The sequence below is a fragment of the Exiguobacterium sp. s43 genome, from assembly GCF_018617255.1.
Classification (GTDB): domain Bacteria; phylum Bacillota; class Bacilli; order Exiguobacteriales; family Exiguobacteriaceae; genus Exiguobacterium; species Exiguobacterium profundum.
On record NZ_JACSJT010000001.1, the window covers coordinates 1339799 to 1353878 of the forward strand.

General features: G+C 46.8%; 15 protein-coding genes. 2 read left to right on the top strand and 13 right to left on the bottom strand.

From position 1 onward, the window contains the following. Window positions 1-53 precede the first annotated feature (53 nt). A complete protein-coding gene (locus KNO79_RS06890) occupies window positions 54-1097 on the bottom strand; it encodes an ABC transporter permease (RefSeq protein ID WP_214690940.1) in 1044 nt (347 codons plus the stop codon). Next, window positions 1097-1957 (bottom strand): ABC transporter permease subunit, encoded by an 861-nt coding sequence (locus tag KNO79_RS06895; protein WP_214690941.1) that lies wholly within the window; start codon window positions 1955-1957, stop codon window positions 1097-1099. The genes KNO79_RS06890 and KNO79_RS06895 overlap by 1 nt, the downstream gene beginning before the upstream one ends. A 210-nt stretch (window positions 1958-2167) precedes the next feature. Here KNO79_RS06895 and KNO79_RS06900 point away from each other — a divergent pair, with 210 nt between their 5' ends. After that, window positions 2168-2467 carry a hypothetical protein gene (locus KNO79_RS06900; RefSeq protein WP_214690942.1) on the top strand — a complete coding sequence of 100 codons (300 nt, stop codon included), beginning with the start codon at window positions 2168-2170 and terminating at the stop codon, window positions 2465-2467. A gap of 306 nt (window positions 2468-2773) precedes the next feature. On the opposite strand, the gene KNO79_RS06905 is transcribed toward KNO79_RS06900, so the two are convergent. The 4 genes from KNO79_RS06905 to KNO79_RS06920 form a co-directional block, all read right to left on the bottom strand. Beyond that, the gene (locus tag KNO79_RS06905) at window positions 2774-3199 is read right to left on the bottom strand and encodes a hypothetical protein (RefSeq protein ID WP_074037059.1); all 426 of its coding nucleotides are present in this window, start codon (window positions 3197-3199) and stop codon (window positions 2774-2776) included. Window positions 3200-3284: 85 nt separating this feature from the next. Beyond that, window positions 3285-4049 carry a DUF817 domain-containing protein gene (locus KNO79_RS06910; protein WP_214690943.1) on the bottom strand — a complete coding sequence of 255 codons (765 nt, stop codon included), beginning with the start codon at window positions 4047-4049 and terminating at the stop codon, window positions 3285-3287. 8 nt (window positions 4050-4057) lie between these two features. Then, window positions 4058-4918 (bottom strand): metal-dependent hydrolase, encoded by an 861-nt coding sequence (locus KNO79_RS06915; protein WP_214690944.1) that lies wholly within the window; start codon window positions 4916-4918, stop codon window positions 4058-4060. Window positions 4919-5118: 200 nt separating this feature from the next. Then, complete coding sequence (locus KNO79_RS06920) at window positions 5119-6126, bottom strand: helix-turn-helix transcriptional regulator (RefSeq protein WP_196430681.1); 1008 nt, start codon at window positions 6124-6126, stop codon at window positions 5119-5121. Between the two features lie 116 nt (window positions 6127-6242). Between KNO79_RS06920 and KNO79_RS06925 the strand changes: the two genes are divergently transcribed. Then, on the top strand, window positions 6243-7088 hold the full coding sequence (locus tag KNO79_RS06925; protein ID WP_214690945.1) for an alpha/beta fold hydrolase: 846 nt from the start codon (window positions 6243-6245) through the stop codon (window positions 7086-7088). A gap of 158 nt (window positions 7089-7246) precedes the next feature. Here the strand turns inward: KNO79_RS06925 and KNO79_RS06930 are convergent, their stop codons facing one another. The 7 genes from KNO79_RS06930 to KNO79_RS06960 form a co-directional block, all read right to left on the bottom strand. Next, window positions 7247-7525: a hypothetical protein gene (locus KNO79_RS06930; RefSeq protein WP_214690946.1), complete on the bottom strand. Its 279-nt coding sequence runs from the start codon at window positions 7523-7525 to the stop codon at window positions 7247-7249. A gap of 101 nt (window positions 7526-7626) precedes the next feature. Beyond that, on the bottom strand, window positions 7627-9045 hold the full coding sequence (locus KNO79_RS06935) for a glycoside hydrolase family 32 protein (protein ID WP_214690947.1): 1419 nt from the start codon (window positions 9043-9045) through the stop codon (window positions 7627-7629). Window positions 9046-9063: 18 nt separating this feature from the next. Beyond that, on the bottom strand, window positions 9064-10494 hold the full coding sequence (locus KNO79_RS06940) for a sucrose-specific PTS transporter subunit IIBC (RefSeq protein ID WP_012726243.1): 1431 nt from the start codon (window positions 10492-10494) through the stop codon (window positions 9064-9066). Window positions 10495-10496: 2 nt separating this feature from the next. Continuing rightward, a complete protein-coding gene (locus tag KNO79_RS06945; protein WP_211781239.1) occupies window positions 10497-11435 on the bottom strand; it encodes a carbohydrate kinase family protein in 939 nt (312 codons plus the stop codon). A 107-nt stretch (window positions 11436-11542) separates the two neighbouring features. Beyond that, on the bottom strand, window positions 11543-12532 hold the full coding sequence (locus KNO79_RS06950) for a LacI family DNA-binding transcriptional regulator (protein ID WP_214690948.1): 990 nt from the start codon (window positions 12530-12532) through the stop codon (window positions 11543-11545). A gap of 47 nt (window positions 12533-12579) precedes the next feature. Next, window positions 12580-13056 (bottom strand): N-acetyltransferase, encoded by a 477-nt coding sequence (locus KNO79_RS06955; protein ID WP_159562258.1) that lies wholly within the window; start codon window positions 13054-13056, stop codon window positions 12580-12582. Window positions 13057-13143: 87 nt separating this feature from the next. Next, window positions 13144-14007 carry a cation diffusion facilitator family transporter gene (locus KNO79_RS06960; RefSeq protein ID WP_159562257.1) on the bottom strand — a complete coding sequence of 288 codons (864 nt, stop codon included), beginning with the start codon at window positions 14005-14007 and terminating at the stop codon, window positions 13144-13146. Between the last annotated feature and the right edge of the window lie 73 nt (window positions 14008-14080).

Below are 14080 nucleotides of genomic sequence, written 5' to 3' on the forward strand. Positions count from 1 at the left end.
TTTCCCTCAAACAAGACAGTTCAGTCCATTCGACATAGAAAAACCGGATCATATCATACGATATCATCCGGTTCCTTCCTTAATGACATGGTTGAATCAACGGGGGTGAATGGATTCGAAAGAGAAGCAGCTGCCGCTTCGGATTCTGCTAGACTTACCTCGGTCACCACCGGTTCTTGACGTCTGAGTTTAAATGCTCGCTCGAGGCGGCTCGTCAACAAGTTGAAGATAAAGATGAGCGCAGCAAGTGACATGGCCGGAACGAGAAACAAGTGATTCGTCATCCACGTCATCGCGGTGAACTGTCTGAAATAATACCCGAACATCGAAGACCATTCATAGACGGTCGGCATGATCCCTTCATGTAACATGACCGTTCCTCCGAAGAAAATCCCAAACAGCGAGAGATGAATAAGCAACATGAGCGTTTGGACAAACTGTTGCATGAAGACGATCACGAGGGTTGGAACGAGATGTGGGAATAGATGCAATCTCACACGGTGCCAGACACTGCCACCAAGCGTCTGAGCCACGATCATGAACTCTTGTTGAAGCAATTGTCGAATCTCCGTGATTAGGTATAACGTGACGGCAGGCAATCCGAGAACGACTAAGACGATTAGTTCAATCTTTACTCGATCAAATAATGGAGGCACTTGTGTCGAATCAAAAAAGGTCAGTGTTCCTACTAACATCATCAATGCGATCAATGAAATCGGCAGAATCAAAAAGCCGTCCAATAACGTTTTAAAGAATTGATTTAAGCGAGCTCCCCTGAAAGCAAGAGGGATGCCAATCAATAGACCGATGACCATCCGTCCGAATGCGACGAGCGCACAGATGCCAACGGTCCACTTAAATCCTTCCACGAGCATTTGGAATAAATCATATCCAGCATTGTCCGTCCCGAGCCATTGATATTTTGACGGTTCTAATGGTGGTATTCCAATGAGTCTCCCTTCATCAGAGTAGAGCATGAGGGTTTGATCAACATTCCCATCACGAAACACGGTATTTCCAAAACTCATCAACAATAGCCCCGCTACGATAACAAAGCAGAAGATGAAAATCGGGTCACGTATTAATACTCGGCGCATCAAATCCCTCCTTTCCATGCATTCGGAATAATCCATTCAATCAGTAAATCCAACAGAAAAATCGGGATATAGATGACGAATAAGATAACCAGTAATATCTCCATCTGCGGGTTGTAGACGGCGAATCGAAATAACCCTTGAACGTTAAATAAGTATTCGACAATCAAAAGTGTCGATAAGATGGTAATGATGTTCGAACGGAAAAAGAGGTAAAACCGATAGATGATATTCGGTAATAAGTGTTTCCAAAACAGTCCACTCGGTCGAATCCCTTTCGCTTGCGCGAGTTCGAGATACGGAATGGCTTCTTGTTCATGAATATGAATTGTCAACCATTTGATAAAGAAGAATAATGTCGTCAGCGTCAATGTGACGATTGGGAGAAACCGTATATATTCTGCGAATCCTCCGGCAACTTCAATGCGATCGAACCCTGTCGACTTATGGATTGTAATCGCAAGAAATTGAGAAAAAATTAACCAGAACAAATCTGGTACCATCTCGAGCGTCTGACTCGTTTGGTGTAAAACGGTACGAACGCGTCTCCCGCTCCGATAGTAGAGGTACGCATACATTAATCCTAGCGAGGTCGATACCGCGAGTGCCGTGGTAAAAATGATGACCGATTCTTTGACGAGCGGTCCAAGTGCCGGCAAGAGTGGCAAGTAACGTTGCGCGGTGATGTTGTAATATGTAATGTCCTCTAGTTTCTGTAATTGGTCCATCTGTTGTTGAATGCCGTTCCAATAATTCGTCAGACTAAAATCCGTCTGAACGACAAGCGACGGTAGCGCACTAATCGCAATCAAGATGAAAAATGCGATTATCAGATGAACTGATTTCCGAGCAATATACGTCATAGTTCTATCTCCTTTTGAATGCAAATCTCTCAATCAAAAGTGTGAAAGGATGTCCGGTTGATTGTTCATTTTCTAAAGGGAATAATATCCAAAGACACTTTCCACTGATTCTAGCATATTTATTATGTAAATAGAAACAATTTTCTGAAATTTATCTGGGTTAATTTGTATGATACAATGTATAGATAGAAATATTTAGGGGGTTAAAGGATGTGGATTATTTTTGGATTGGCGGCGATCGGGGCGACGCTCATCAATTTGACCGTATTTATGATGGAGAAGGACTATAAGCTGCCGATGGCGATTGCCCTATCATTAGTTGCTCTCACGTTATGCGCCGAATATAGCTTGCTCAACATGTGGGTCGAAGCTAAGGACTGGGCTGCCATAACAGATGTCGTACCCGGTATGTCGCGTGCGCTATGGTTCTTGACGGTTGCGGCAATCTTTTTGAATATCCTTCCGATCTTTTTAGAGAGAAAACGAAACAAGATGAAGGAATCGAAATGATCGGTATGGCGTTCAAGAAATTCCGGTCATTTAGTGAATGACAATGAATCATAAACTTATTGCGATTCTCGCTAATCCATTTGGTGTTTTCATTTTTGTCGTAATTTCACTGTCTTTGATATGGCAGGCCATACTCCGTCTCTTATCGTCTCAGCACATCTTGTTCATAACCAATTTAGTCGGAGGACTGGGTTTTATCGTCATGATGTTGCTTTTATGGCATACGTACAGGAGTCAATCATAGTAAAACGTGTTCGAAGCTATAAAATTAGCTTTGAACACGTTTTGTTTTTGAGTTTCACGCAATCAATCATCTGAACGAGTTGAATATAATAGCTCACCGTCAAGTGATCGCAACTCATAATCGATTCCTGATTGCATCTGCTTTGTCATTATTGCGCGACACGTAAACACATATCCTGGACCATATGCAACGTCCGGAATTTCCTTGAAGCCGTATGACCGCTCTCCGAACCATAGCGTCACGTTCGATGAACCCTTCGATGATCGGTCATCGACGACATAACATTCTCCCGTCTCGACGATGTGATTCGTCGTCATGCGGTCGTACGTTTCCATGCCTGCCATTCCAAGTACAAGAAACGAACAAAACATTGCGAGACAAGCTTGTCCTAGTTTGACTCGATTCCGAGTCTTTCGCCACTCTCTCCAATAGATGACAAGAGATCCTAGACACAATAATCCAATCAACCAAGTAAGTACAATTTCCAACAACCGAATCACCTCGTTTTACAATACGACTTTCTTCAAAAAAGGATTCGTGTCCCCTCACAAAAAAACTCGACACATGTCGAGTTTAAGGTAATTCATACTCCAATTTTCGCTTTTGCCAAGCGACAAGGAGGATACTGATGATGACGAGTTGGAACCAGGACGACAGTTTTCCTAAATCAACGATGGCCCAACCGTTCAATTGGTCCGGATACGCCCAGCCGTTGTAGAACGTGACAATATTTTCAGCGAGCCAGATAAAGCAGGCAATCAAGAAGAATGACAGGACGACCGGCATCTCAAATCGTCGATCGTCGAGTTTATACGAGACAACCGAGCGACCGAACGCCAAAAAGATGAATGCGATTAACAGCCACCGTAGGTCTAACCAAACATGGTGCCAAAAAAAGTTGAAGTAAATGGCGATGCCAAGTCCGAAGGCGATGATTGGGTGCGGCATCTTCGTAAATCGTAAATCGAGACGACGCCATGCCTGGACGACGTAACTACCAACGCTCGCATACATAAATCCGGCATAGAGCGGGACGCCCCACACTTTTGTGAACGCCTCATCCGGATAACTCCATGACCCCATCTGCACCTTGAATAATTCAAGTCCAAGACCGATGACATGGAACCAGCTGATGACCTTCACTTCTTCCATCGTCTCGAGCCCCGTCTTCACAAGGACGACTTGAACGAACAAACACCAGATGAGTAAAACGTCATATCGTGGGAGTGGTAACTCTACAAACTTTGTGACGGCAAGCGCTCCGAAGATGGCGACCGGAAAGATACAACTAAGTGCCTGTTCGTAAGCGAAGATAAAGAGATAACGTATACGTCCCATCCGTTGTCCTACCTTTCGATGTATTCATATAAAAATGAGGATTCGCCATCATAAAACCGCGGGTCAAAGACGCCGAGCCGTTCTTCGTTTGCTACGATGACGACGAACGGCGACCATTTGGTCAATGTGCGCGCCTCATGATTCGCTTCAAACAATGGTTCAAGACTCGCCTTTTCGGCACTCGTCAATTCGTATTGCAAGGTCGCTTCTTGATATATCGAATCTTGAAAGAGCGATACGTCCTCGTCAGTCTTCGTAATGACCGTGAACTGAGTCGGGATAAATGAAGCCGAGAGCGCCACTTCGTCATATTCCTTTGAATAAGACTGATATAAATAGGCGCCCTGCGCACTTTGAAGCGCGACATAAAGAACGAGGGCAGCCCATGCATACCGATACGTCTTATAACGAACTTCCTGCTTCCGAGCGACGAGCCAGGCGACCAAGAAGATTCCCCAATAGACGAAATCGACAATCGGGATCACACCGAATGTGATCCTCACGTCAGAGATCGGTTCGAAGTAGCCCGTTCCCCATGCATTGAACAAGTCAGATGTGTTGTGTATGAAGACAGACAACAGTGCCCACCAAAAATAGCGAATGTCCGTCACGCGAAAGAGGAGGCGAACGAGTATGTAGATGAGCAAGGCAATGAGTGGGACGAGAAAAATCGAGTGGGTGATGCCGCGATGCCACATCTGATACATCCCTTCTGTGTCCCATAGCCGAGAAATCACATCGCTGTCCGGGATTTGGCTCCCGACAAGTGTCGTGACGAACAAGGCTCGTTTTTCATGTTGTTGTAAATCCCGTTTATCGGCTGCACCATATAGCGTCAAACCGAATAACGTATGTGTAATCGTATCCACGTTCTACCTCCATAGCGAAAGAGACACCTCCCAGTACTGGACGATGTCTCTTCTTATTAATTCTCTTTATCCATTTTCATGGCGCGCCTTGCGACGATCGTTACGAAAATGACAGCGACAATCGGAATGATCAATGGCATCCAATTCAACATCCGCCTGTCCCCCTTCATCTAGTGTCGCAAGCAGTATAGCACATCTGCTTACTCGATGGATGAATGAATGCTTGTATTTTCATAAGTAGTTGCCATCTTCTCAATCGTTGCTTTCATATGATCACGAAGCGTGAGCGGTTCGACCACTTCTACTTGTGACCCTAAAGAGAGCAACCAGTAAATGAATCCGTCAGATACGGCTGCGTCGAAACGGATGAGGAATCGTTCTCCATGTTCAGAAACAGAAACGTCTTCCCCTAACTTGTCAAAGATGACCGGGAGAACGCGTTCGTCGACGGACAAAACGATTTGTTCATCAGATCCGTTATACATATTGAATGATTTTTGATAGTAATCATCAGGTAAATGATGCTTCGGACGAATGGTGCCATCTTCCACAATCTCCGAATTGACGATGCGGTCAACCCGGTAGTTCCGCACCTCTCCGATTGATTCGTCGATCCCGATCAAGTAGTACTGCTCGTGATTCCAATGCAAATCGATTGGATTAACGACGTATCGCTCTCCGTCACGGCGGAGCGGGAACGTTCGTTTCGTCACATCAAATCCGACGACGTCTGTATATTGGAACGAGATAGCTTTTCGTTCATGAATGGCCCGTTGGATACGATCGATATGGTAAGGAATGTGTCCGTGTTTTTTCTTCGGCGTCTTGATGATCGATTGTAGCGTCTTCGCTTCAGGGATACTCGTCAGCATTTGAAGTTTCTCTACAATTTCCTCGGTCACGTCTTCCGAGATAAATTTCGCTGCGACAATCGCATCGACCATCATCCGGAGTTCATGAATCTCAAATAAGCGGGCCGAATGCCAATACTTTTTAGCGAGACCATTCTTCTCCAATTCATCCTGCACTTCAAACCCCGAATTATTCAGTGCCTGGATATCGTCTTTCACCGATTTTTTTGCTAACTTAGAAGTATCTCCTATCGTTGACAAGTACTCGAGCAAATCTTCTAGTGTCTTTGGATTCGCTTCGTCCGTGTAACGTTCGAAGAAACGTCGAACTTCAAGTAACCGCTCTCGGTTATTCACGGTTCTATCCCCTTTCGTCTCTCTGTCTAAATTATGTATAAACAGACATTATCATTTTATTTCCACGAAATAAAGGTATTTTCCATTACAAAACGTTTAAGGAGGCGCCATCTAAGTTGAAATATTATGCACACGTCGACGGCTCAAAAATCGAATATATAGACCGCGGTCACGGTCCCGTCATCGTACTGATCCATGGGACCCAGTCATCGAGTTTAGAACCATACCATGTGGACCAACTCGTTTTATCCGGTTTCCGGGTCATTGTCCCATCTAGACCCGGATATGGAGAAACACCATACTCTTTTTCAGCATCTCCTCAATTGTTTGCATCCCGACTCTCTCACTTGATGCAAATGCTAGATATTGATCGATATCATGTCTATGGCATCTCTGCCGGAGGACCGACCGCGATCGAGCTCGCTTCACAGAATCAGTGTGTCCTTAGTTTGACCCTCGCTGCCGCCGTGACGAGTGTCGTTGATTTCCCGTATCGGGACACGGTCAGCCGAAATGTCGTCCAACCCGCATTTATCGCACTTCAATACATCATGAAACAGTTCATCGCTCGTGCCATTCAAAAACATCCATTCGAAGCGACGGCCCGTATGATTCAATCGACGAGTGTGTTGGCACTCGAGACGATTCGAGAAGAGGTGTCACCCTACGACATCTTTCTCCTAAAACGTGTCGCGAATCAGATGGCGTTTGGACTTGGCGCACAGTTCGATTTAAAACAAAGTGTCTCAAGTGAGGTCTTACTCGGTGTCACCTGCCCGACCTACATCGTCCATTCAAAAAATGACAAGGCCGTCCCCGTTCGTCATGCGCATTACGCGAAGCGATTGATCCCGCATGCTCAGTTAACAATCCTGAACAGTCCCGGCCACTTGATTTGGGTCGGACGACAAGCAAGAAAATCAGAGCGACAAATCGAACGGTTTATCCGATTCAACTCGTAAGCATCTCAAAAAGAGGTGCTTTTTTACGTATCTAACCCGAGGGCATCAATCAATTGATTCGTCGTATGTTCCGGTAGTCGCCAGAAAACATCCGTTCGCTCAAGATGCGTGATGACACTCGGACGGTTCGGTTGACCGAGCCACAGCTGATATCGTTCTTAATCGCCACCTTTAAATTGCAGCAAGAGATCAAAATCGGGTACCACTTCAATTTCGATGTCCTCGATTTCTTCTGAACTACGTAGCATTTCCGCGAACACCCGCACCTGGCTTAATTCATGAAACTCTAACTTCACTTCTGGATTCATTATTCCGCGCACCGTCGACTCCGCCACCATCACGCGTTCAACTTCTTCATTCTCAATCTCTCCAATCGGATCTCCAAATGGTGCGGTAATCGTTCGAATCGCATCAACCCACTTCATCATTTTATTCATTCTCTCACCTCTCTCTTCTCTTCATCTATACGTAGATCCAATCGAAACGGTTTCAACATTTGGAAAAATTAAAAAGCCGAGCAAACGCTCAGCTTTTACATTCATTCAAATTTCCAACCGACTAAACTTGCCCCGTCTCCGACGTAGCGAACCCGTTTCTCACCATCACATGGGAAGACGCGAAGGGTTGCCATAGCATCACCGTCGTTGACGAAACACTCGACACTCGATGAGTCGACATACAGCCGAAGGGATGTGACGTTGATCACCTTGGTCCGAGTCGTCCCGAACTCGGTTGCGAACGGTTCACCTGCATTCGTCCGGTCGATGGTCAATTCGGATGTTTCTTTCTCGTATCGAATCACAAGCGACTCATCTTCTGTCTTCAACAGTTCAAGTTTGAAGTCTTCCCCAGAAGTCGACAGTTCCAATTCATAACGTTCAGGAGTGACCATGTCGATCAGCGTACTCGATTCTTTAATAAACTGGTCTTGTCGTAGTTGCTTCATTTCTGGGACAGGTCGTTGTTTCAATACACCATCTTCCACTGATAGTTCACGTGGCAGTGTTAACGCATGTGCCCAGCCGTACCGGTCTGTCGGATATTCGATTTCCGGTAGGCCCATCCAACCGACTAGAATACGACGCCCGTCATGCTCCGTCGTTTGTGGAGCGTAAAAGTCGAAACCGAAGTCGAGCTCTTCAAACGACTCGTGCGTGAAGACGAGCGTTTCTAAATCAAGAGTGCCTGTGACGTATCCAGATTGATAGATGTTGTGATAGCGATGACCTTCAGGCTCAATCCCTTGCGGAGAAAAAATGAGGACATGCCTTCCATTCAGTTCAAACACGTCAGGACATTCCCACATGTAACCGAACCGCTCGAGCCCCGTCTTCACTTCACCTAAAAACGTCCATTCATTCAAGTCGGTCGAACGATATAAGACGACACATCCTGTCTCATCCGTTCGCTGTGCACCGACAATCGCATAATATGATCCATCTTCTTCCCATACTTTCGGATCGCGGAAATGTTCCGTGTAACCGGCCGGAATATCCGGGATGGCCACGTTGCGCCGCTCGATCATCCCTTCACGCAGTACACCGATGATTTGCGAGGCGTGACGCGTCCAATCGTCCGTACGATGATTCCCTGTATACATCACGTGAAGGGTGTCGTCCACAACGAAACCACTTCCTGAATAGGCACCATGGGAATCTTCTTTCGTTTCAGGGACTAACGCCACCCCGCGGTCGGTCCAATGGACAAGATCTTTCGAACTGACATGATACCAATGTTTGAGACCGTGAACTGGCCCGAGCGGGAACCATTGATAGAATAGATGGTACTCTCCATCGTAATATGCGAAGCCGTTCGGGTCATTGAGGAGGCCCGTCGGCGGCTGGATATGGTACCCAAACCGCCACGGGGATGCGGCCGTCTTTGCACGGAGCACCTCCATCTCGAGGGCGCTCACGTCACGGAGTGAACGATAACGTTCGGCCTTCGTCCAATTCATAGTGTCACTTCCTTTTTGTTATGCGGCTTGTTTGACCGCTTCTTTTTTTGCTTGTCGTTTCGCTAGGATGAATGTCAATCCGAATGTCACGGCGAAGGCGATGGCCATGCCAATGATATACGAGATGATCGAACCCGGTGCGATTGAAATAATACCTGGTAATCCGGCAGCACCGAGCGCTACTGCCAATACGTCGTTTCCAACGATGAACGCAGAAGCGATGGCTGAACCGACGATGGCTGCGATGAACGGATAACGTAGTTTTAAGTTGACCCCGAACATAGCAGGCTCTGTGATTCCAAGTAATGCTGAGATCCCTGATGCTGATGCGACACCTTTCATCTTCTTATCAGCAGTTAAGAAGAAGACCGCAAGGGTAGCTGCCCCTTGTGCGACGTTCGACATCGCAGCGATTGGGAAGATGAACGATCCACCTGTTTCGGCGATATCGGCGAGAAGCTGTGTCTCAATCGCGATGAAGCTATGGTGCATCCCCGTAATAACGATTGGGGCGTAGAGAAGACCCATGATCAAGCCACCGACGAATCCGAGTGAATCATACGTCCATACCAACCCATCAATGATTAAGTTCCCTGCTTCGCGTGTAATCGGACCCACGAAGGCGAACGTGATGAACGCTGTGAAGAGGAGTGAAAGTAATGGCGTAAGCAAGATATCAAGTGATGCCGGCATAAACTTCCGAATGTTAATTTCAAGCTTCGATAAAATATACGTCGAGACGAGGACTGGTAAGACTTGTCCTTGGTATCCTAACTTCTCAATCTCGAGTCCGAAAATGTTCCAAACCGGAATCTCTTCAACACTTGCCTGAGCGTATGCATTGATCAAGTCCGGGTGAACCATGATCATCCCGAGCGCTGCACCTAGGTACGGGTTACCACCGAACCGTTTGGCTGCGGAGAACCCTATGAGTACAGGAAGGAAGACGAAGGCGGCGTTTGCGAACGTATTGATCATCGCTGCGAGGTCGGCCATGCCTGGATACTGGTCAATCAACGAACGACCATCAAAGAACAAATCCGGTGCCGTCAATAAGTTGTTGATCCCCATCAAGAGACCACCGGCGACGATGGCCGGGATGATTGGAACGAAGATATCCGATAACATTTTGACGAACTGTTGGAGCGGGTTCATTTTTTTCGCTCCGGCTGACTTCACGTCTGTCGTCGACATGTCTCCAAGACCAGTCAATTGTGAAAATTCCGCATAGACCTTGTTGACCGTACCTTGTCCGATGATGATTTGGTATTGTCCGCCTGTAGAGAATGTTCCCTTAACCACATCAAGTTGTTCGAGTGCTTTCTCATCGACCTTCGACTCATCGTTCAATACGAGTCGAAGGCGAGTCGCACAGTGCGCGGCTGCCGCAACGTTTTCTTTCCCACCAATCGCCTCTAGGATCGATGCTGCTTCTTTTTTGTAATCCATCTTCATTTCCCTCCTAACGTTTCATTCACAAGTTGTCGTGATGGAATTGCTGGAATTGCGCCATAAGCTGTACATGTCAATGCACCCGTTACGTTCGCATATTCAATGTCGGAACGTAAGCGCTCCGGGTCAAACCCGAGTGTTGACAACCGATATAAGTAAGCTCCGACGAACGCATCTCCCGCTCCCGTCGAATCGATACTGTCGATTGAGATTGAAGGAACGATTTCATGATGCGTGCTTGTCGCAATCAACGTCCCACGAGACCCTAGTGTAATGGCAATCTGTTTTGCACCTAATTCAAGCAGTGCACGAACAGCGTCTTCTAGTTGTTCTTCTCCGGTTAACAAGTGCGCTTCTTCTTCGCTCAATTTAATGAAGTCCGATTCCGCGATGAAGTGTCTCGCATCTTGTTTAAATTGCTCGAGATCCGTGATCAATGCATCCCGATAGTTCGGGTCGAACGAGATAAACAAGCCATCCCGCTTTGAAAATTGCAATAACTTAAAGTACGCGTCTTTCAATTTCCCATCAAGTAGTGCTGTCGCCGAGCCGAAATGAATGATGTCTCCTGACTCGATCACCGATAAGTCGATCGACTCGAAGGCATACTCCCCGTCACTTCCGCGACGGAATGTGAAGTCCCGCTCTCCGTCCTCTTGAATCGATACGAATGCGAATGTCGTATCTCCAGACTCCACAAGGTTTTCTGTTCGGACGCCGTTCTCGACCAACGTCTGTTTCAAGAAGAGACCAAACGGGTCATCTCCAACCTGTCCGAGGAAACTGGATTGTCCCCCGTGCTTACTGACGACTGCCGCGACATTCGCAGGTGCGCCTCCCGCTTTCTTGACGAACGTCGTCCCGTTCACGAGATCGCTAGACGCATCCTCGCATACCCAGTCAATCAACAATTCGCCGATACAATGTACGGTGTTCATATCGTCCACCTCCAAAAATCATATGAGTTCTTTATACGATTGGTACCGGTTCCATTTTAGAATAAAAAATGTTGCGGAACCGGTTCCGCAACACAAATGTAAACGATTTAATTCAACTTGTCAACGCTCTCGCGCACTTTTAATTCAAAAATTGTGAACGTTTTCATTGGGACGTGTTCACCGTGTAAGAGCTGTAGCATCATGTCGGCAGCTTTCGCACCAGTTCGGCGATAAGGAAGGTGTACCGTCGTGATGGATGGATGCAGGACTTCCGTGAAATCATATCCTCCAAATCCACTGACAGAGACATCTCTCGGGACAGAGACCCCTTGATTCGCTAATCCTTTCAAGACGCCTAACGCAATGTTGTCGGTCGCACAAACAATCAACGAAACAGTGCCGACATCATTCGCCAACTGTTCACCGATTGGAATGGCGTCCTCAATCTTAAACGTCGTTTGAATGACTTTGACATTTGCCTCCGATTCTTGAAACGCCTTCAAAAATCCGTCACGGCGTGCTTGACCGACCGCGATATCCGATTCATACACCCCGACATAGACCACGTTTCGATGACCCCACTCCGTGAACTGTTTACCGAGCGCATAGGCCGCATCATAGTCAGGATAGACGAGACTATGGACATTGTCATGTTGCTGACCAATCAACAAGACCGGGATTTGAATCGCCTCAATCGCCTCAAGATGACGTTCCGTGACCGTCGTTCCAAGCCAGATGATTCCGGCGACTTTTTGTTTGGCTAAATTGTATAGCTGTTCGATTTCTCGTTCCGTCTGTTGTGCTGTATTGACGACGAGCATTTGATATCCTCGTTCCGTGAGCTGTTCATCAATCCCCATCATCGTCCGTGAGGCGGCATACGAATCGAGCCGTGGAACGATGACCCCAATCATCTTCGTCTGTTTCGACTTGAGACTTTGAGCGAACTGATTCGGCTCATAGTTCGTATCTCGAATGACCCGGTCGAGTTTTTCCCTTGTTGCCTTTCCAACCGATCCACCGTTCAGATAGCGTGAGACCGTACTTTTGGCGACACCAGCGAGCTCCGCAATGTCTTTAATGGTGACTTGCTTCATCCTTACCCCTCCATATGAAAAAAGCTGACGTGCGAGACGCCGTCAGCTTAATGGTTTACCACATATCGTTTCTTAAAATTTAAATAATACAAACCGTTCCGCTTTTCGAACCCGTTCTGAATAAGAACATGATGCATCTCTTGTTGATGTGGGCTCGTCGGTGGGATGCCAGCCCGGACTGTTTGTCCATCCATCAATTTTGAGTCCAGTAAGGCAAGACGCAAACCTTCCGTCGCATATCCTTTGTTTTTGTACGCATCGAACACCATCAGGTCGAGTTGGTATACGCGGGCAAGCTTGAGTAACAAGACTTTACCGACCAGTTTGTCATCGACCATCAAGTCGTAATAGAAGTCTTCTCCATAACTATGCTCTTCTGCGTGATAAAGTTGCTCCGCCCCCATTTCCTCGAGGATCCCTTTCAACTCTTCAGCAGAAACGCCATATGCACTTTCTCCATATTTTTGAAAGTGTTCATATTCAATCTCATCAATCTGGCGAATAGGTTGACGCACGATGTTCATCCCGTGCCCTCCTTAACTAGTAGTTCAATATCTGTCTGCGCTTATTATAAACGAATCCCTTCATGAAGCGCAAAAGATAACCGAACATCAAACCGGTTCGATATGAATATGCACCGAATCGACCGCATGCTCTTCATCTAGTTTCCGTTCGATATCGTCACACAATTCATGGGCCGCGTCCACAGTCAAATCGCCATCGACTGCAATCGTCACATCGAGCATCACGTGATTCCCAAGATGACGCCCTTTGATTTCCCGAACTTCTTTCACACGCTCAAATTGTTCAATTGTTTCCTCATAGGACTCGACGAGATGTGGAGGGAATCCGTCAGAAAGCTGATGGGTGGCATCTAAAAAGATTTGAATCGCTGTCCGGATGATCATGCCGGCAATCACAATTGCTAAGACCGTGTCCATCCAAGGCAGTTGAAAATAAGCGAATAGCACACCAAGCGTGGCTCCGACTGAAATCATCGCATCGGCCAAGTTGTCTTTCGCCGCCGCTTTAAGTGCCAATGACTTTGTTTTTCTCGCGAGGTTCAAGTTGAACCGATACACCCCGAACATGACGAGCGCACTGACGAAGGCGACGACCGCTGCCAACGGGTTCGGTTCGGTATACTCGCCCCCAATTAAGTTCGATAGACTGTTTAAGAAGACGAAAATACCGACCGCAATCATGATTAATGAAGCGATGAGAGCAGAGATTGTCTCCATTTTCGCATGACCATATTTATGCTCGGCATCCCGTGGCAATGCAGCCACCCGAATGCCAATATAGACCGCGACCGATGCAATGATATCCGTCGTATTGTTGAATCCATCGGCTAGGACCGCTTCAGATTCATATAAGTACCCGAAGAATACTTTTAGTATAGATAAGATCAAATATGCCGTAATCGACACAATCGCTCCTTTGAGCGCTTTTGGTGGATGATTTGTCGTTTCCATCCGCCCACCTCCTTATTAGCTCAGTTAGTATAGCAGGTGACATTCGTGTGGGGATAGAGAAACAATGTTTCTT